Origin of the sequence: Alicyclobacillus suci (assembly GCF_017329615.1) — a bacterium.
GTDB lineage: Bacteria > Bacillota > Bacilli > Alicyclobacillales > Alicyclobacillaceae > Alicyclobacillus > Alicyclobacillus suci.
Genome location: NZ_JAFMTW010000035.1, coordinates 1 through 19,686, shown reverse-complemented (window position 1 = coordinate 19,686; position 19,686 = coordinate 1). Strand labels below are relative to the sequence as shown.

Genomic DNA, 19,686 nt, shown 5'->3' with positions numbered 1-19,686 from the left:
TCACTGTGTTTTGCGGGCAAACCATTTTAAAACGCCGCTTCGGCTGGGTATTCGACCATTGACATTTGGGGGATTTGCATTTTGGCTACAACACTGAAGAGGTTACTGATTGGTCGGCCGCTTAAGACGCGTGAATCAGGTCATTCCAAGATAGGCGTTCTCAAGGGAATGGCGGTGATGACGCCGGATGCGCTGTCGAGCGTCGCTTATGCAACAGACCAAATGGAGTTGATTTTGGCCTCAGTCGTCGGTGCGACGAGTGCGAAGGCGTATATCTCTGACGTCCTCGGTTTCTCGATGTTGGGGACGTTTATTATCGTAGCCCTTGCATTTTTGTTATATCTAGCATACCGGGGCATTATTCATGAATACCCGCGCGGTGGCGGCGCCTACGCAATTGGCCTTCATGATTTAGGGAAGTTTTGGGGGTTATCGGCAGCCTCGACGCTGATTGTTGGATACACGTTGACTGTCGCGGTATCCATTGCTGCGGGAATCGACGCGATTGGGCCCGTTGTTCCCTTTATCGGCCATCATAAACTTTTGGCCAACGTCATCTTGACGTTAATTATCATGGTCATCAACTTGCGTGGCACGAGTGAATCGGCCAATGTATTTGTTCCATTTACGTACATTTTTATTGGATGCATCATTGCCCTTGGCATCACGGCAGTGGTGAGGGCGATTCAAAACCCGGCTGCAATTCACGTACCCTCACTCGCTGGTATGCACGCTGTCCAGGGAATGAGCTTGTTTTTGTTCTTACGGATGTTTGCAAATGGTTGTAGTGCACTTACGGGTGTCGAAGCGGTGTCCAATTCTGTCCCGATTTTTAAGGCACCATCGCCACTGCGTGCGCAACGGTTGTTGCTTACACTGGTCATTACGTTGAGCTTGCTGTTCCTGATTGTCTCCGGGACGGCTATGCTGCACGGCTTGACGTACAACCCGGATGTACCGCTGATTAATCAAGAGTCGATGGTTCTCTTTGGGACACATGGATTGGGGTATCTTATCACTGTTATCATCTCTGTCTCTACGATGTGCATTCTTGCCATTGCGGCCAATACGGCTTTTACCGGCTGCCCGGCCCTGTGGTCGTCGATGGCGCGCGACGGGTTTATGCCCCGCTGGCTGTTACATAAGGGGGATAGGCTCGTCTACAGCAACGGTATCGTGTTTTTGACACTGATCTCCTTGGCCCTGACCATTGGGTTTCACGCACGAGTGAATGAATTGATGCCGCTGTACGGTGTATCGGTCTTTTACACTTTTAGTGTTTCGCAACTCGGTATGGTTGTGCGAACCATCCGGAGACGTGAAGGGAAGTGGTTGACGCGTGCCATTGGCAGTGCGTGTGGATTGGCACTTACAGCCGGAGCCTGCTTGATTTTTGGCATCACGCGCTTTACAAGTGGCGCATGGCTCGTGATTGTCTGCGTGCCACTGATGGTCATCACCTTCAGCAAAATCCAGCGCCACTATCAACAAGTGCGGGAAGATCTCAAATACGATTTTTCACGCCCGCTTAAACCAGACCGGGATACCATCACGCTGGTGCCGATTGCGTCCATTAATAAGTCGTCTGTGCATGCACTGGAATATGCTTTGGCGAATTTCAAACACGTCGTGGCTGTGTCCGTGGTATCGGGGAATAGTCCAGAGGAAGAGCTTGAGGCAGAGAAAAAAATACGGGCTCAGTGGGATAAATTGAATGCAGGTGTCCGTTTGGTGGTGATTCATTCGCAGTATCGTTCGGTTGCGCGTCGAATCCAGCGGTTTATAGAACTGGAATTGGATTTTTATGACCCAGAGGATATCACCGTTGTTGTACCGCAATTCATCACGAAGAGATGGTGGCATAAACTTCTCCATAACAAGACGGGGAGCGTCTTGATGGCCTGGCTCGTATTGAACAAATCCGTGAAGGTATTGGCGGTTCCGTACCGCCTTCCGCGGTGATGTAGCGACATCCTGTGGTGAGTGGAGGGGGCTGAGTAGGGGCGGCATCGACCGAGATTGGTTCCCGCTGCCCCTACTCAGTCCATCCGGGCGGCCTGTTTTTGTTCATCCATCGTGTCAATACATCATGCGCTCGTCGTGATAATATTTGAATTCGAGTAGATTGTTCGACGGATCAATCAGAAAAAACGTGAGATGCTCTTCGATGAGCCCTTCGAATCGAAGCGACATATCTTGAAAGAATGGGATCTCACGCTGCTTGGCAAGCTTATAGAGGTTGTCGAATTGGGCTCTGTCGCGGAAGGTTACGCCAAAGTGGCGAGGGTACATCTTTGGCTCCTGGTCGTAATCTGGGGATAGGTGACAGACGACTTGGTCGCCAAAGAAGTCTAGCGTAATCCGGTCTGCATAGCGCCGTGCCAGTTTGCAGCCGAGTTTTTCAACGTAGAAAGTATACGCCTCATCTAGGTCTCTCGCTGGAATCGCCAGGTGAAATACATTATTTATATCGCGCACCGCTATATTCCTCCATCGTTTTAGTTGAGTGACTTGCCTTGGATGTAGAACTTTTCAAAGAGGGTGCCGCCAAAGTAAAAATCGACGCCGTGGGTGCTCGTGTTGGCAGGTCCAGTCCATGGGATGCAACTGTGGCTGTCACGTCAGACACTGGTTTCACACCTCTCGACGTCACTCGATTTGTGGTCTTGAAAAGATTGAAACTGTGGTGAGTATACGTTGCGAACTTTGAAACTCTATTGAAATTGTTTTGAAATTTTCTTGAGATTTGTATGGTTGGCAAAGAGCTTGCAATCGAATTACGACTGCGCGCTCTTTACCGTGTTGCCTTTGTACAGAATAGGGCCCGTGCCGAATGTCTGAATCAGTTCGTTGTATAGTAATTTTCCACCGAGCTCATGTCCCGCTTGGTTCGGGTGCCAACTGTCGCCGTAATACATTTGCCAAGTTTGGTTGTGAGCTTTCATGTAAGTCGACATGGTGCTGTTGAGATCGATAAAGTAAATATTTTTGCTGTGGAACGCGCTCGCGTCCTTCACTTCGTTTTGGATGTATTGCTCTACTTGGTCGTGATCATAGAGCGCCGTAGCCTTGGTTACAGGAGATGTCACAATGAGGACGACGGCGTGTGCAGCCAAAGATTTTTTGATTTCGTCCTTAAATGCCGCATTAAACTTGTTCATTGGCGTTTTATCGTAGACATCGTTTAACAGTCCCCATGAGATGACGACCACTTGGGGTTTGTCCTTGTCGAGCCAAGTTTGTAGCGTTTCCTTTTTCTGGAGGCTCACGGGTGAGCCGCCCACGGTTGTCCTGTCGTCATACACCCAATTTGTGTTGGTGGAGTCGCTTAACGACGCGAATGCACGTTTTAAATACGAGTCGTCGTTTGGGTCTTTCCATCCATGTGCCATCGATCCGCCAATAATCATCACCTTTTCTGTTGTCAGCTTGTCCTGTAAACTGTTTGGAGGTGTAGTCTCTAGCAAGGCTTTGTTGGATGATTGGACTTTTGCCAAGGCCCAACCGCCAAGGACTAGTGCGGCTGCACAAATCACGTAGGTGACGGTGTTGCGGATTTTTTTGTAACGCGGAACCTTGTTTTGTACTTTTTGTGGTTTCATTGCAAGAACCTTTCTGTTGCGATTTGTCGGTCGGGTTTTATGCTAGCAGAAGCGTCGACGGTGTAGTTATACCGAATGAGTCTTGAAACAGGATTGAATTGGCCGACTGAATTTCAATTTGTCTTCAAGGTTTAGCCGTTACTCTGGTACATGTCGATGCCTACGCTTTACATGAAGAGGTGGTAGACTCTGAAGAAACAGCATCTGTACGAAGTTGACTTGATGCGCGCGTGTATTATTCTCGGTGTCATTTTTGTACACGTGTTCTCGGCGTTTGATGCACAAACCCCTGCGTTTTCTAGAACGAATATCTCGCTGGATTTGCTGACGATGGCTTTTCACTTCACGCGGGAAGCGTTCATGTTTATCACGGGGTTGGTGCTTTTTTATACGTACTATGATCGGACATTTACGGTTTGGTCATTTTGGCGCAAGCGACTCAGTTTGATTGCCGTTCCTTATATCGCTTGGACGGCACTATACATTTTGTTTACTGGTACGTACTTAAATCACTTTAACTGGGCCTGGCAGTCGCTGGCGCACCGCTTCGGCCATGCACTGTTGACGGCGAATCAGTTTTTTCTCTACTTTTTGCTCGTTTCGATGCAGTTATACGTGTTGTTCCCGCTGATTGTGAAGATGGTTCGCAAGTTGGAACGGCATCTGTGGTGGCTCGTCAGTGTGAGCTTCGCGTTGGAGATTGGCATCATGGTTCTTAACCAAACCGTATTGAATCATTTGGATGTCAGCCGACTTCCGACGTGGTTGTTTATTCTCGTCCATTATCGGGATAGGTTTATTTTGACCTATCAATTCTGGTTTGTCGCTGGTGCGGCTTTATCGGTGAAGTACAATCAGGTAAAGAGTTGGGTGAGTTCGCACCCTGGCGTGGTCGGTGTCGCCGCAGTACTAGGTATTTTGGCCCTGTGGGCGACTTACTTTATTGAGCGGTTTGGCCTTCACATGACGGACGGGGAGGCGGTGGACGTCTTACAGCCCATCATGATACCGTACGCCTTGATTGTTGCGACTTTACTTTGGTCAATCGGCTTGAAGTGGACGCGGGTGATGGCGGAGCCGGGACTTCGGCGCGTTACACCGGTGATACGTTTCTTTGGCGGCGTCAGTTTTGGCATCTTCTTGTTGCATCCCATCGCTTTACATTACTTGGAACAGATAGATAACCGTCTTCATCTTCATGGTGCAGCCCATTTGGTGTTAATTCCGTTCACTGCGGTGTTGGCGTATGTCTTGTCAGGATTTGCTGCTTATCTTATCGGCAAGATTCCATTTGTCAGTTACATTGTTGGCACGAAGACGCGGCTGCGCCGTTCGTCAGCGAGGGCGCCTTTGTCGAAGGCGGTTTGAGTGTGCGGTGTATCTCAAAAAATCATCAAAAAATACGGGAGGCTTGACAGCATGTCAGCAAATCCTACCCACGTCAATTTATTGTCGAGACTCAATCGCATCCCGGTGACGAGAACGGTTGTTGGCATCATCATTTTGTTGTCGTTTGTGTGGCTCGCAGAAGCGTTTGACATTGGTATCGTCGGTCCAGTGTTGAGCACGCTCGAAAAGGATTGGGCGCTCGTGAACTGGCAACAAGGTCTGCTGGCAGTCGCCTCGACGTTCGGTGTCGTCGTCGGAATGATTCCGTCAGGATTATTGGCGGATAGATTTGGTCGGCGCCGCGTCGTCCTCTTGGGCATTTTGTTTTTCTCTGTTCTGACGTTGGCAGGTGCGCTGATGCCGAACTACTGGTCCCTGCTGTTTATCCGCTTTTTGGCGGGTGTCGGAGAAGGCGCTGTGCTGCCGATGCCGTATTTGTTTCTGTCGGAGTTTGTGCGTAGTCGGCAACGGGCGGTCAGCGTTGGGTTCTCGAACGGTATTTTGACTGCGGCGTACGTGGTTCCAAATTTGGCTTCGCTGTGGGCGCTGGATACGTTCCCTGCGAGTTTTGCGTGGCGTGTGCCCTTTATCCTCGGTGGCGTGCCTCTCTTGTTGCTGATTCCACTGTTTTTATGGCTCCCGGAATCCCCGCGTTATTTGTTGAAGCAAAACCGCGAGGTAGAGGTTTTGCGGTTGGTGGAACGCTTGGAGGACGAAGCCAAGTTGCCGCACGATGCGAAACTGTCCGATGAGCGCACGCGTGTGTTGCTGGCTCAGTCTGAAGAGGAAGAGCGATTGCCACTGCGTACGATGGTGGCGCAGCCGTTTTTGAGTCGTGGATTGATGATGGCAATGCAATTGACTGCGGCGCTCATCTTGTTTTATATCTTACAAGTCTTTGGTCCGAAGTTGCTGGAGAGCCGCGGAACGGGGAATGGCGCCGCGCTGCTATACTCGGGATTGATGATGGTTGTCGCCGGGTTTGGTTCTGTGGCCCAAGGATTCCTATCCGACAAGCTTGGTCGTAAGACCATTCTGGCGGTTTATGTGGTGCTGGCCAGCACAGGGTGCCTGTTGTTTGCGTTTGGTTCATCGACCGCAGTGGTGTTCCTTGCTGGTGGTCTGACGGCGTTTTTCGGTCTTGGCATCTTCCCCGTGGCGAAGCTGTGTGTTGCAGAACAGTACCCAACGCAGTTGCGCGGTCGCGGTGTATACCTAAACGAAATGACTGCAAGAACCCTCAGTGGGGTCGTGACCACTTACTTCATTCCGTTTCTTCTGCAAACCTATGGCAACCGCCCGATTTTCTTCGGCGTCGCCGTCGTGCTCATTCTGTTTAACCTGCCATTTTTCTTTTTTGGCAGAGAGACGGCAAAGGTACAAATGGAGGAAGCTGGAACGAAGTTGTCGTTCAGTCGACTGGATAGAGAAACATTCACCCAACAAGTTTCGTCGCGCTAACGCGGCTAATCAATCATTTTTGCGAGGGGGAGCGACATGTCCACACTAGTAGCATCTTTAGAAAAGGTTTTGGCGGCTGATAACCGCCCTATCTTGTTCGACCACGATACATGGCACACGACATCGGAACTGCGCAGAGATGTATTACACGTCGTCAGCACACTGTATGAGACTGGTCTTCGCGCGCGCGATGAGGTCCTCATCGGCTTGCCGAATTCTTATGAATTTGCGGTTGTTTACCTTGCATTATTGCAGTCAGGTGTCATCATCTCCCCAGTCAACCCGAAAATGCCAGCAGCGGAATTGGAGCGCCTGCTGCCGCGTGTGCAGGCGAAGGCCGTTTTCCTACAGCCTGCGCAGTACAAGGTATGGCAAAGTGTGCTTGAAGCCAGAGGGCTTTCGAACACGACCGAGATTGCGCCACCCGACAGCGCGATGGAACCGATTGTGTTAACCGCGCTGTCGGATGGCAGCATGAAGTCGGCGCAGGAAGCGCACGAATCGGATGCACCTGACGACGATGCCCCGGCGGTACTGATGTTCACGTCTGGCACGACCGGCCAGCCCAAGGGTGTGTTGTTGCGGCATCGGCACCTGTTGCACGCAACCGACAATGTCATCAACAGCCACCAACTGACCGAAGAAGATGTCACCTATTGTATGTTACCGCTGTTTCACATCAACGCGCAGGTGATTGTCTTGCTTTCCTCGTTGGTCTCTGGCGGCCGGATTGTGATGGTAGACCGTTTTCACGCCTCTCGTTTTTGGAACGACATCTCGACGCACGGTGTGACCTGGGTATCTGCTGTGCCAACGATTCTCTCGATTCTCTCGAAGCTCGAGACCAAGGTGCCTGCGCATCGGCTTCGTTTTATCCGCTCCGCCTCCGCCCCCCTAGCCCCTGCTATCAAAAAGCGGTTCGAATCGGCGATTGGCGTTCCGGTCGTCGAATCGTATGGTATGACCGAGGCGGCCGGGCAGATCTGTATCAATCCGCTGCCGCCGGCACTCCGTAAAACGGGGTCCGTTGGCAAGCCATTCGGGCTCGAACTGCAAATTTTGGATGACCAAGAGCGGCCGTTAGGAGCCGGGCAGGTTGGCGAGATTGTGATTCGTGGGAAGAATGTCATCGAATCGTACGTCGGCTTGGAGGCAAACTCGTCCTCCAAGTGGCCTGGGTGGATTTTCACAGGTGATTTAGGCTACCGCGACGACGACGGTTACGTGTTTATCACGGGGCGTGTGAAGGAAATTATTAATCGCGCTGGCGAGAAATTAAGTCCGCGCGAAATTGAGGATGTGCTAAACGGCCACCCCGCGGTCGATAGGGCCGCAGTGATTGGTGTGCCGGATGCGCTGTACGGAGAACGGGTGGTCGCCTATGTGGTTCCTGTCGATGAACAGGCTGCCGCGAGCGGCAAATTGGTCGACGAACTGGGCGAGTTGTGCAAAGCTTCGCTGGCACATCACAAGTGTCCATCTGAGATTTTTGTCGCTAAGTCGCTTCCGGTGGGACCGACTGGGAAAGTACAAAAGCATTTGCTGCACGATGCGACCCAAGTACATTTGTTCGCTTAAACAGGGTAGATAAAAAACCCGCTTCAGTTGAGGCGGGTTTTTCTATGGGTAGGTGTTATTCAGAACGAAGTTGTGCTTGAAAGCGATTTAGCGTTTCGGTTAATTCGGAAAATGCTTGGTGCCGTAGGCTATACCTATCGGTTTTGTTTAAGTGGGCATGGACGCGGACAAAACCCGCGTCACGCAAATGAATCAGGTGATTGTGGAGCGTGCTTTTTGGCAATCCGGTTTGCGTCGCGATGTCCGTAAAGCGAACGGGTGTGACGGACAGATTGGATAGAATCAGAAGTCGCACTTCATCCGACAGCGCCTTCGTCATTCGGGAGAGATCTGCCATCACGCGCGTACCGGACTCTGTCACACTCGTCGACATGGGATAGACAAACAGTAGGGTATCGCGAAAATCCATCCTCAAATTCGCCGGTGCATAGTGAACACCTGGTATCAACAAAACCCTGCTCAGTTTGGGAACCACCTCAACATAGACACCCTGAAGCACAGATTCGACGAAGTCTGTCTGATTGGGGGTCTGCGCTAAATCGGCTTGTTTCAATGAGAGGTCCTCTGTTGCGCGCTTTGTCCAGTTTGATTCCAATTCGCTGAAATAGTGATGGTGCCAAACCTGCATCCAGTGTATAGCCTTGGGTTGCCATTCCGCTACACTTGGAATGAGGCGTGATAAGTTTTTGACATGGGGATGAAGCCGCTCGTGCAGTTCATCGACATCGAGCGCCGCGAACCAGTCGATAAACGAGGCTGTGTCTGTTTTGTCAGGGCACTGCCAGATGAGGATGGCTAGCGCTTCAGCGGCTAGTCCCTGTTTGGCGCCTGCTAGGTGTGGCGTTACAGCCTTGCGAAATGGACCATTCATTCGCTTTGTAAAGAGGTTTTTCATTCCATTGATTCCCTTATTAAACAGGAACAGATTCAGGCTCGACAGCAATTCATAGGCTGGACTCGCGTCAAATTCTATCTCATATCCCATGTCGGTCGCTCCACTCCTGCGCGTCTCTTACACAGATTATACCTGTACGCCATGGGATGCGAAACGGCGGTTCAGGGCGCACGCCGGCAAGGGTCAGCTAAGACGTCGCCAACCGGGGCAAGGCGTGGTGGGGCGCCCGCGATACGTCGGGCTGCGTAGGTGGTTCTTTCTCGCGCGTCACGTGTAAGGAGAAGACGCGTAGATTCAAATAATCGTAGCGGAGAAAGAGGGGCATGTGCCGCCAATCCAAGAACAACTGCCGCAAGATGAGAATCGGTGTGGCCGAGTCTCCCTCACAGTCTTGTAAATAGCTTGCGTATGGATCACTCTCATCCGGAATGAGAATATCCGATTCCGCGTACTTCGACATTTCCTCACGACGTTTTAGCGCATCGAGCAACGCGCCATCGCTACTTTTCGTCGGTAGTTGTTCCCGACAGAAGATGGAGATGGACATGGAGACTGTCTGATTTGCACAAATACGGGACTGGACAAACTGATAGCCGGCCGTCTCGTCGGGGCACTGCAGCCAGTGTGCGTATTCAAGGCTCAGCGTGATATCATGTGAGGCAATGGTGACTGTGCGCAAATCCTGATTCGGCTCTCGCATGAATTGCCGCCAGTCCACTAATCGGCTTAGCTCCGCCGCCTTTGACGTCGTCGACTGTGCGACGAAACGCCCAATTCCTTGGCGAGAGGTCAGGACGTGTTCTTGCTCCAACAACTGCAGTGCGCGACGGATGGTCACGCGGGTCGTGTGATATTCTTTCGCCAGCGTGGTTTCACTGGGTAATTGCATCCCCTGCGACCAGTCGCCGTTCTGGATACGGTTGAGAATCTGGTTGCGGATTTCCAAATAGCGATGCATCCCGAACACCTCCTGGTCGAATGGTTCCACATTCCAGCGTAACAGGCTGGTGTGAAGTGCGTGATAGCTTCCGGTAAAGTTTTTGTAAATCCTGTCCATCAGCTGTTCTATGTCCGCTCGTCCACCGCTACTCATAAAGGTAACGGACTTTTTGCAAATACGACGGGATGTCATAGTTTCAGGCGAAAGGGTGGATGCGCGTGACAGGCGTGCGCGAAACGGTGGACACGCATAAGCGACAACATGGGCTTCGCAGAAGTCTAAAAACAAGACATATTCAAATGCTTGCGTTCGGCGGTGTGATTGGGGTCGGGCTGTTTTATGGATCAGCGGTATCCGTGCAGTTGGCAGGCCCAGCCGTGCTATTGGATTTTGTTGTATGTGGCGTGATGGTCGCTATCGTCATGCGTGCGCTCGCGGAGATGACGATTGCAGAGCCTGCAGCGGGATCATTTAGCATCTACGCAAAACGGCTGTTCGGTGAGCGTATGGGGTTCGTGACGTCCGGCATGTGGTGGTTTTATTGGGTGGCGACGGTGATGTCGGAACTCTCCGCGATTGGCAAGCTGATTCAGGTTTGGTTTCCGAGCGTCCCGGCTTGGGTGCCTGGATTGTGCGCGCTCGTGCTGTTTACCACCAGTAATCTCTTAGTGGTGCGGGTGTTTGGTGAAATCGAGTATTGGTTCTCCGTGCTAAAATTGTTGGCGGTTGGTGTATTTATGTTGTTTGGCGTCCTCATGATGGCTACCCCGCTCTTTCATCAAGGGGGACCGCTTGGCGTCGCCAATTTGTATACAGGCGGCGGATTTTTTGCGAATGGCATCATGGGTACGGTGATGGCCTTGTCGCTTGTCGTGCAGACGTACAGTGGCATCGAGACCCTTGCTGTGGAGGCCGGTGAGTCGGCGCGGCCAAAGCATAATTTGCGCCGCGCGTTTTCCGCGGTCACGTGGCGGGTGCTGATTGTCTATATCGGATCAATGTTCGTCATGCTCTGCGCCTTCCCATGGACGTATTTGGCAAACCACAGCGGCAGTCCATACGCGCTGATGTTTGCACGCGTGGGCATTCCGATTGCGGCCGGGCTCGTCAATCTCATCATCATTCTCGCTGGACTCTCCTCCTGTAATACAGGCTTGTACGGTGGCAGTCGGATGCTTTACTCGATGGCAAATCAGGCGCTACTCAGCAACCGCTTCTCTCGTTTAAGTCGTCGTGCAGTGCCTGCATTTGCGGTCTGGACGACAGCGCTCGCGATTTCCCTGGGTATTCTGATTACGTATCTCGATCCCAACCACGCCTACGTTTGGATCACCAGCGCCTCTGCATTTGCCTCCTTGTGGACCTGGTTTGTCATCCTCCTTGAACACGTGCGTTATCGTAAGCTCTTACGGCGCGGTGTGGCAGGTGTGTCGAAGCCGGTGCCCATTTGGTCTTACGTCGGCATGATTTTGCTGATAGGTACGTTTGTGTTTATTGTGTGGTCGCCGCTGACAAGGGTGTCGGTGTTCGCTGGGGTTGTCTTTCTTTTCGCGCTTTGGCTCTTTCACTGGGTACGTGCGAAGGTAAGGCAGCGGATGGTGTAGGTGATAGTTTGTCACGCGCGTCGTGTGATAAGATAGGGATGTTCATAAAGGGTGAACAAATAATGCGGTTAGGAGCGTGGCGCGTTGAAGTTTAGCGAGTATGTCTATGAGCGACCGGATATGGAAGCGGTTGAGAAACAGTTTCAGTCGCTGGTGCAGCAACTGCGGGAAGCGACGAGCGCCGCAGCTCAAAATGACCGAATTGAGGAAATTCTCAAGTTGCGCAGTCGGCTGTCTACCATGAGCAACTTGGTGGAAGTGCGCAACAGTATCGATACACGCGATGCATTTTATAAAGCGGAAAAGCAGTTTTTTGACGAGAACTCACCTCGGATTGAGGCTTTAAATCAGTTGTTTTATCAGGCGATAGTCGAGTCTCCGTTCCGCCAGGAGTTGGCGGATAGGTGGGGGGAGCAGTTGCTGCGTGTCGCCGAAGTGACGCTCAAGACGTTTCGTCCTGATGTGATGGCTGATTTGCAGAGGGAAAATGAGCTTGCGAGCCAATATGTCGATTTGATGGCGTCGGCCGAGATCGTTTTTGAGGGTCAGATGTGGACGCTGGAGCAGATGGTGCCATTTGAATCGAGTCCAGATAGGGACGTGCGCAAACGGGCTGCAGAGGCGAAATGGAGATTTTTTGAGGATCACAGCGAAACGTTTGACAAAATTTACGACGAATTGGTACATGTGCGAACGGCGATTGCTCGCAAACTTGGCTATGAGAATTTTGTTGAACTGGGCTATTTCCGGATGACGCGAACGGATTACGACCAAGAGATGGTCGCGAATTTCCGCAAACAAGTACGCGAGTTGATTGTCCCTGTCGCGACAAAATTGCGAGCGCGTCAACAGGTGCGCATTGGCGTTGACCCGCTGCGTTATTACGATGAGGCCTTGTCGTTCTTGACTGGCAATCCGGCGCCGAAGGGTGACGCAGACTGGATTGTCGCGCAGGCAAAACAGATGTACTCGGAGTTGTCACCGGAGACGAACGAGTTCTTTCAGTTTATGTTGGACTCGGAGTTGCTGGATTTGGTGGCGAAAAAGGGGAAAGCGGTCGGCGGTTTCTGTACGACGTTTCAAGACTACAAGGCACCGTTCATTTTCTCGAATTTCAATGGCACGTACGGGGATGTCACGGTGCTTACCCACGAGGCGGGACATGCGTTTCAGGGCTACGCCAGCCGCCATTACCTGGTTCCGGAATACGCGTTTCCAACGTCGGAAGCTGCCGAAATCCACTCCATGAGTATGGAGTTTTTCACCTGGCCGTGGATGAATTTGTTCTTTAAAGAAGAGACGGAGAAATTTCAATTTATGCACCTCGCGGAGGCGCTCTTGTTTATCCCTTATGGCGTTGCTGTCGATGAGTATCAACATTTCGTCTATAGCCATCCGGATGCGACGCCAACGCAGAGAAAGGCAGCCTGGCGGCGGATTGAACGGGTTTATTTGCCACATCGAGATTATCAAGACAACGCCTTTCTGGAAGGCGGCGGCTATTGGCAGAGGCAACTACATATCTATCTTTATCCGTTTTACTATATCGATTACACGCTTGCTCAGATCTGCGCATTTCAATACTGGACACGGGCAAATGAAAATCGCGAGGCGGCTTGGAAGGATTATCTGAAGATCTGCAAGCTAGGTGGAAGCCAGTCGTTCCTGGAAATTGTTCGCGAGGGTGGATTGCAGTCACCGTTTGAGGACGGCTGTGTGGCTTCCGTCATCGGGCAGATTGAAGCTTGGCTCGACGGTGTGGACGACCGTCAATTTTAGCGTTTGTGAAGGGCAGGGAGGAAAAGATGAAACTGGAGCCTAGGAGCAAATTGTTGATGATTGGTGACTCGATTACGGACTGCGGTCGCCAACGGCCAGGTGGGGAAGGGGCATTTGAAGCACTTGGCAATGGATATGTCAGTGTCGTTGACGCGTTTTTGAAGGCAGTCTATCCGGCTCATGGCATCCGAGTGGTCAATAAAGGGATTGGCGGTAATACGGTGCTTGACCTGCAAGCGCGTTGGCAAGCGGATGTGTTGGACCAGAAACCGGATTACGTCAGTGTGATGATTGGTGTCAACGATGTCTGGCGACACTTTGACCAACCGACTATGCTGGAGGCGCACGTTCATCGCGAGACCTATGAAGCGGTGTTAGACGAGCTGGTCGCATCGACGAAACCCGTCGTTCGGCACGTCTATTTACTCAGCCCATTTTATCTAGAGACGAACAAAAACGATGCCATGCGGAGCATGGTGGATGCATATGGCGAATCGATGCGCGCCATCGCTGCCAAGCACGGTGCCACGTTTGTCGATGTGCAAGCGGCATTTGACGCGGTCTTGTCCGAATTATATACGGCAGCGTGGTCGCGAGACAGAGTTCATCCAAATTTGGCTGGTCACGTCGTCATAGCACGCGCGTTTTTGGCTGCTATAGGGTTTGAGTGGCAAGGTACGCCAGAATACATTGCCTGAACAGACGAACCCCCCCGTTGGGTGCCGATGATGCGGCGGCCCAAGCGGGGGGGTTTACATATGTGCGTCTTATGCGTTTTCGGCGCGTTGCAGGATTACCAGGCGTAAGCTTCCGGCGCCGGTTTTCCGGGACCCGGGAAGATTTCGTCCAGTTTCGCAAGGACGTCGTCGGTAAGCTTGAGTTCGACGACCCGTAAAGAGTCTTCCAACTGTGCAAGTGTGCGTGGGCCGATAATCGGCGCCGTCACTGCGGGGTGCGTCAGTAACCAAGCCAGGGCGATGGTATCTTGGTGTTCACCGAGTTCCTTGGCGAGGTTGGCAAACGCCTCAAGTTGTGGGCGTAGTTTCTCCACGCGGTCTTGTGCACGGGCACTGCGCGCGCCGGATTTCGTCAAGGCGTTGCGGCCGAGCAAGCCCCCTTCAAGCGGGCTCCATGGAATGACGCCAATGCCGTGGCCGAGTGCCGCTGGCAACACTTCCAATTCGGGTTCGCGCGTGAGGAGGTTGTATTTGTGTTGTTCGGAGACGAGGCCGAGGAAGTGGCGTTCCTTGGCAGCAGCTTGTGCGACGGCCAGGTGCCATCCGGCGAAGTTGCTGGATCCGATGTAGCCAACTTTCCCCTGCTGAATCGCGACCTCGAAGGCGCCCCATAGTTCGTCCCAACCAACACTTAAATCGACATGGTGCATTTGATAGAGTTCCACATGATCTGTCTGCAGGCGGCGAAGCGAGCCTTCCAAATGGCGGCGAATCTTGTACGCAGACAGGCCACGTCCGCCGTTCGGGCCATCGAGCGGATCCTCCATAAAATTGTAGACTTTCGTAGCGAGTACGACGCGTTCGCGTCGACCGCCGCCTTGTGCGAACCAGCGCCCGATAATCTCTTCGGTGCGCCCGCGATGGCCTTCACCGCCGTAGACGTTGGCCGTGTCGAAGAAGTTGATGCCTGCGTCGAGCGCGGCGTCCATGATGCGGAATGCCTCTTTTTCGTCCGTTTCGGGTCCGAAATTCATCGTGCCCAGACACAGACGGCTGACATTCAGACCGGTTCTTCCCAACTTTGTGTACTCCATCATCTCACCTCAGTTTCTAGAATGATCCTAGCAATTCTATGATATCGGACGTTGGCGCAGATTCAAAGAAATCGCTTTAGCAAGAGGCGTATTTAATGAAAATTTCGGTCGGGTGCCATGGTACGTCGGACGAAACGCCAATTCACCCATTCGGCGAGAAGGAGGACAGTTGGCCCCGCCAACCAGACGGAACTGGTATAGGCGACATCATATGGGATAGAAAACGCGCGGTGGAGAATCATGAACCATAGGTGGATACCGGTGTTGAAATAGGCGAGTGAATAACTGCGAAGCATCCACACCACATGCGCGCGTCGCTGTTGCTGACGAATTTTGATGTATGCTATCGCGGTGGTAATGACCCAGACGGCCTCAAACACGTTGAATCCGAAACTCGTCCATTCCCCACCTGTCGCCTGCGGTGCTAAATAGCCTGCACTCAGTGCGGCGATGCAAACAGCGACAATGTATATATATCCGTTTGCCCGGTGGATTCGACGGAAGCGAGGGAGCGGTCGGCGAAGCAATCCGACGAGGCCGAGCAGCATAGTGCACGACGACGAGATGACATGTAGCCCCAGCACCTCTTGCCATAAATGGCGGTGAAAGTGTGGCGGTAACTGTTTGTGAATGAGGATGTGGATGTCGGCCGGGTCAAACATAAATGTGGTGAGCAGTGCGTTCACTACCCAGAATAAGGAGAGGGCGGTCAAACCCCCCAGAAACCATCGGTACAAGGCGATACCTCCAACAAATTCCTTGCTGCATAACTATGCGGAATCTACTATAGTAATTTGGGTCATTGTTTCAGAACAGCACTCTTTAGCATTTTCGCGAGTGATATGGAGGATTGCAAGTGAAAACCAAAGTGAACGGAGACCCTCGCGAGGTACATACGACGGCGCAAACGTCAGTTACAAATCTTCAGCGGGGACTCAAATCGCGCCATTTGTCGATGATTGCAATGGGTGGCGCCATCGGTACAGGTCTCTTTGTCGCAAGTGGCTCATCCATCAGCGACGCAGGGCCTGGCGGGGCGCTCGTGGCATATATCGTCGTTGGCATCATGGTCTACTTTGTGATGACGGGGCTTGGTGAAATGGCGACCTTTATGCCCGTTGCGGGCTCCTTTGAGCGTTATGCGTCTCGGTTTGTCGATCCGGCCCTCGGCTTCGCACTTGGCTGGAATTATTGGTACACGTGGGCGGTGACGGTACCGGCCGAATTGGCGGCGGGCAGTATTGTGATGAAATACTGGTTTCCCAACTCCTCCCCGATTTTGTGGAGCGCCATTTTTCTCGTTCTCCTGCTGCTGCTCAACGTGGTGTCGGTGCGGGGGTACGGAGAGGGAGAGTTTTGGTTTGCCAGCGTAAAAGTTTTGACCATCATCGTGTTTTTAGTGGTTGGCGTGCTGATGATTTTTGGTGTGTTCACAGGCCGTGCTGTAGGCTTTCATACGTTTAATTTGGGCGGCTCGCCGTTTCACGGTGGGGCACTAGCGACGTTTAGCACGTTTTTAGCTGCTGGATTTGCGTTTCAGGGTACAGAGTTGGTTGGTTTGGCGGCGGGCGAGAGTGATGACCCGAAGCGAAACGTGCCGCGCGCCATTCGGCAGGTGTTCTGGCGTATTTTGATTTTTTACGTATTGGCGATTTTCGTTATTGGCATGTTGATTCCGTATACGGATCCGAACTTGCTAAAAAGTGACGTGAACAATGTGGCGGTCAGCCCCTTTACGCTGATTTTGCAGCGAGCCGGGCTGGCAATTGCAGCGTCCGTGATGAACGCGGTCATTTTGACCGCAGTTTTGTCCGCGGGCAACTCGGCTGTGTACGCCTCGACCCGGATGTTGTGGGCCTTGGCGAAAGAAGGGAAGGCGCCACGCGTATTCGCGCGGCTGACGCGGAAAGGGATTCCCATTTATGCACTGATGGTAACGATGGTCATTGGATTTGTCGCGTTTCTGGCCTCACTTTATGGCAACGGGGTCGTCTACAACTGGATGTTGAACGCCGCCAGTTTGACTGGCTTTCTCGCGTGGCTGGGCATTGCGATTAGCCACTGGCGTTTTCGCAGAGCCTATGTGGCGCAGGGGCGAGATTTGCGGGAGTTGGCGTATCGCGCGAAATGGTATCCGTTTGGGCCGCTGTTCGCGACGATTTTGTGCATGGTTGTCATCGTGGGTCAAGACTACACTGCGTTTACCGGCGGCCACGTACAATGGGCGGGTGTCATTGCGACCTATGTGGGTGTGCCGCTGTTCTTGGTGCTTTGGATTGGGTACAAACTGGTGCGTAAGACGAAGGTGATTCCACTTCAGGAATGCGACTTTGATGCAACAGAGTAACTCAATAGCGCAACCGAGAGTTCTGATCTCTGCGACACGCTTTGACAAAGTTTGACCGTCCTGCGAGGATGGTAAGGTCGGCCATGGAAAGGCGTCGCATGGAGAATGGCCTGCAACGTTCTTCATGGTTCCGGGGCATCTTGTATAGACATTCGCCTATTTAACGAGGTGGGTAGGATGCTTGTTTACAATATCTTAATAATTTCTTAAAGAACAATTTACGAACTTCGTGTAGTTTCTTATCGACGGATGTCATTTTGGGGGGACTCAGTTTTGGCAAAGCGCAGCACGCAACTATTTTCGTTCCTGGTCGAAATTGCCGAAAACATTCAAACGGCGACGGAGACGTTTGAGAAGGAACTGTCATCGACAACGGATTTTGGTTCATTGGCCACGCGGATGAAGACATACGAAGAGACGGGCGATGACCTCATAGGACGTCTCATCACCTTGCTCAATAACACGTATATCACGCCGCTCGAGCGAGAGGACTTTGTGGAGCTGGCGGTCACGATGGACGATATTATCGACGGCATATACGCAGTAACCGTTCGTTTTAACTTGTACAACATCAAGGAAATCACCCCAACGATGCGCGAGTTCGCGAAAGATATTCGCGAGAGTGCCGTCGAAATCACGGAAGCGATTCGCAAATTGCATGACCGGAAACTGGTGCAGCTCCGCGACCATATTAAGGCCTTGAACGTGTTGGAGAAGCATTCAGACCAGTTGCTTGTGGCAGCGCTTAGAACGTTGTTCGCCGAATACACGGACGCCTTGGAGGTTATTAAGCTCAAGGAAGTGTACGAGATCCTCGAAGATGTGACAGACAGATGTGAGGATGTCGCAGATGTCCTTGAATCCGTCATCTTAAAGAATGCGTAGGCGGGATGTTACATGTTGGCACTGATTGTGCTCGTCGTCATTTTAGCGCTTTGTTTTGACTTCACGAATGGCTTTCACGATACAGCCAACGCAATTGCGACGAGTGTCTCGACGAGGGCGCTATCTCCGCGCTTTGCCGTCTTCTTAGCTGGTACGATGAACCTAATCGGTGCCTTGACGTTTACAGGTGTGGCTAAGACCATCGGTGGTAAAATTGCGGATCCGCTGCATGTCCCGCATGGTACTATCGTCGTGCTTGCGGCTATCATCGCGGCAATCGCCTGGAATTTGTTCACTTGGCGCGCCGGCATACCCAGTTCTTCGTCGCACGCTTTGATTGGCGCACTCTCAGGCGCTGTAATTGGGGCTGCTGGTTTTCACGCCATCAATTATTCGGGGTTTTTATCGATTATTGAAGCGTTGGTGATTTCTCCGCTTGCGGCGTTCTGTTTAGGCTACGTCATTATGTGGATCTTTCGGCTGTTGTTTGGCGCGCGGTCATTGCATCGGGTGAATCGGCCATTCCGCTATTTACAGATGGTTACGGCGGGTGTCCAAGCTTTTATGCATGGAACCAACGACGCCCAAAAGACAATGGGTATCATTACGTTCGCCCTGATTGCAGGTGGCTTTCAGACGACCATGAACATTCCATTTTGGGTCAAGCTCGTCTGTGCTGTTGCGATGGGGTGCGGAACTGCGACGGGCGGTTGGAGAATCATTAAAACGGTCGGGTCGAAAATTATTCGAATCGAGCCGATGAACGGTTTTGCTTCCGACTTGACGAGTTCTATTATCATTTTCGGGTTTACACTTTTGAAACTGCCGGTCAGTTCGACACATGTCATCTCCTCCTCGATTATGGGGACGGGCGCCGCGAAACGGTTTAACCAAGTTCACTGGGGTGTCGCAGGTCGCATCGTGATTGCGTGGTTGATTACGATTCCCATCAGCGGGTGTCTTGCAGCCATCATTGTTCGGCTGTTTCTTCTGTAATTTAGGTTCGAATCCCGATAAAGCAAACTGCAGTTTGCCCACGTTGCACCGCTATGTCGATGCCTGGGGGCTGCAGTTTTTTTTGTCTGTCGTTTTAGCACAGCGATATACGGATGCATGTTTTCGGGAAAGCGAAAATATTCGTGGTGGTAGCGCCACAAATTGCGCCGCGTAGGCGGGATCAAAAAACGGTTTCGACCGAAATTTAGTACAACGCTTTCATTTTAGATGCATTTTCGTATGGAAAAACGGTTTCGCACATAGTATAGTATTGACATATCTCACAAGTTTATTGATATACAGACGAGAATTTGGTGCTATGCACGGGGCGTTTTTTTAACTGAGCGTTTTGCAGAATGGCGTTTTTGGTTGAAGTGAAAAAAGAATCAGCATCGCAGTACAGCTAAAGCGCCTTACATATAGTGGATATCGGTCGGTC

Annotated in this window: 16 protein-coding genes; 10 read left to right on the top strand and 6 right to left on the bottom strand. The window is 51.9% G+C overall.

From position 1 onward, the window contains the following. Positions 1-81 precede the first annotated feature (81 nt). Complete coding sequence (locus J3482_RS14865) at positions 82-1,962, top strand: APC family permease (RefSeq protein WP_206922624.1); 1,881 nt, start codon at positions 82-84, stop codon at positions 1,960-1,962. Positions 1,963-2,079: 117 nt separating this feature from the next. Here the strand turns inward: J3482_RS14865 and J3482_RS14860 are convergent, their stop codons facing one another. Both J3482_RS14860 and J3482_RS14855 read right to left on the bottom strand, forming a co-directional pair. Beyond that, positions 2,080-2,478, bottom strand: coding sequence for a VOC family protein (locus tag J3482_RS14860; protein WP_146824334.1), 399 nt, complete (start codon positions 2,476-2,478; stop codon positions 2,080-2,082). A 299-nt stretch (positions 2,479-2,777) separates the two neighbouring features. Continuing rightward, positions 2,778-3,602: an SGNH/GDSL hydrolase family protein gene (locus J3482_RS14855; RefSeq protein ID WP_146824333.1), complete on the bottom strand. Its 825-nt coding sequence runs from the start codon at positions 3,600-3,602 to the stop codon at positions 2,778-2,780. 189 nt (positions 3,603-3,791) lie between these two features. Here J3482_RS14855 and J3482_RS14850 point away from each other — a divergent pair, with 189 nt between their 5' ends. Genes J3482_RS14850 through J3482_RS14840 form a run of 3 tightly spaced genes read left to right on the top strand, consistent with a single transcriptional unit; the run spans position 3,792 to position 8,030 of the window. Then, positions 3,792-4,970 carry an acyltransferase gene (locus J3482_RS14850; protein ID WP_268884576.1) on the top strand — a complete coding sequence of 393 codons (1,179 nt, stop codon included), beginning with the start codon at positions 3,792-3,794 and terminating at the stop codon, positions 4,968-4,970. A gap of 51 nt (positions 4,971-5,021) precedes the next feature. Then, positions 5,022-6,452 carry an MFS transporter gene (locus J3482_RS14845; RefSeq protein ID WP_146824331.1) on the top strand — a complete coding sequence of 477 codons (1,431 nt, stop codon included), beginning with the start codon at positions 5,022-5,024 and terminating at the stop codon, positions 6,450-6,452. A gap of 36 nt (positions 6,453-6,488) precedes the next feature. Then, the gene (locus tag J3482_RS14840) at positions 6,489-8,030 is read left to right on the top strand and encodes an AMP-binding protein (RefSeq protein ID WP_206922622.1); all 1,542 of its coding nucleotides are present in this window, start codon (positions 6,489-6,491) and stop codon (positions 8,028-8,030) included. Between the two features lie 55 nt (positions 8,031-8,085). On the opposite strand, the gene J3482_RS14835 is transcribed toward J3482_RS14840, so the two are convergent. Then, positions 8,086-9,015, bottom strand: a complete 930-nt coding sequence (locus J3482_RS14835) for an ArsR/SmtB family transcription factor (protein ID WP_146824329.1) — start codon at positions 9,013-9,015, stop codon at positions 8,086-8,088. 97 nt (positions 9,016-9,112) lie between these two features. Further along, on the bottom strand, positions 9,113-9,883 hold the full coding sequence (locus J3482_RS14830; RefSeq protein ID WP_206922621.1) for a GntR family transcriptional regulator: 771 nt from the start codon (positions 9,881-9,883) through the stop codon (positions 9,113-9,115). A 200-nt stretch (positions 9,884-10,083) separates the two neighbouring features. Between J3482_RS14830 and J3482_RS14825 the strand changes: the two genes are divergently transcribed. The 3 genes from J3482_RS14825 to J3482_RS14815 all read left to right on the top strand — a co-directional run bounded on the left by J3482_RS14825 (position 10,084) and on the right by J3482_RS14815 (position 13,946). Next, complete coding sequence (locus tag J3482_RS14825) at positions 10,084-11,469, top strand: amino acid permease (RefSeq protein WP_328702713.1); 1,386 nt, start codon at positions 10,084-10,086, stop codon at positions 11,467-11,469. A gap of 84 nt (positions 11,470-11,553) precedes the next feature. Further along, positions 11,554-13,248: a M3 family oligoendopeptidase gene (locus tag J3482_RS14820; protein WP_499706831.1), complete on the top strand. Its 1,695-nt coding sequence runs from the start codon at positions 11,554-11,556 to the stop codon at positions 13,246-13,248. Between the two features lie 26 nt (positions 13,249-13,274). Further along, complete coding sequence (locus J3482_RS14815; protein ID WP_206918526.1) at positions 13,275-13,946, top strand: SGNH/GDSL hydrolase family protein; 672 nt, start codon at positions 13,275-13,277, stop codon at positions 13,944-13,946. A gap of 95 nt (positions 13,947-14,041) precedes the next feature. Here J3482_RS14815 and J3482_RS14810 read toward each other — a convergent pair whose 3' ends face one another. Together J3482_RS14810 and J3482_RS14805 are read right to left on the bottom strand one after the other, a co-directional pair. Next, complete coding sequence (locus J3482_RS14810) at positions 14,042-15,019, bottom strand: aldo/keto reductase (protein ID WP_021294989.1); 978 nt, start codon at positions 15,017-15,019, stop codon at positions 14,042-14,044. Between the two features lie 92 nt (positions 15,020-15,111). Then, on the bottom strand, positions 15,112-15,756 hold the full coding sequence (locus J3482_RS14805; protein ID WP_206922619.1) for a DUF2306 domain-containing protein: 645 nt from the start codon (positions 15,754-15,756) through the stop codon (positions 15,112-15,114). Positions 15,757-15,974: 218 nt separating this feature from the next. Between J3482_RS14805 and J3482_RS14800 the strand changes: the two genes are divergently transcribed. The 3 genes from J3482_RS14800 to J3482_RS14790 all read left to right on the top strand — a co-directional run bounded on the left by J3482_RS14800 (position 15,975) and on the right by J3482_RS14790 (position 19,247). Further along, the gene (locus J3482_RS14800) at positions 15,975-17,366 is read left to right on the top strand and encodes an amino acid permease (protein WP_146824350.1); all 1,392 of its coding nucleotides are present in this window, start codon (positions 15,975-15,977) and stop codon (positions 17,364-17,366) included. A 273-nt stretch (positions 17,367-17,639) separates the two neighbouring features. After that, positions 17,640-18,251, top strand: a complete 612-nt coding sequence (locus J3482_RS14795) for a DUF47 domain-containing protein (protein WP_146824324.1) — start codon at positions 17,640-17,642, stop codon at positions 18,249-18,251. Positions 18,252-18,263: 12 nt separating this feature from the next. After that, positions 18,264-19,247 carry an inorganic phosphate transporter gene (locus J3482_RS14790; protein WP_146824323.1) on the top strand — a complete coding sequence of 328 codons (984 nt, stop codon included), beginning with the start codon at positions 18,264-18,266 and terminating at the stop codon, positions 19,245-19,247. The last annotated feature ends 439 nt before the right edge of the window (positions 19,248-19,686 follow it).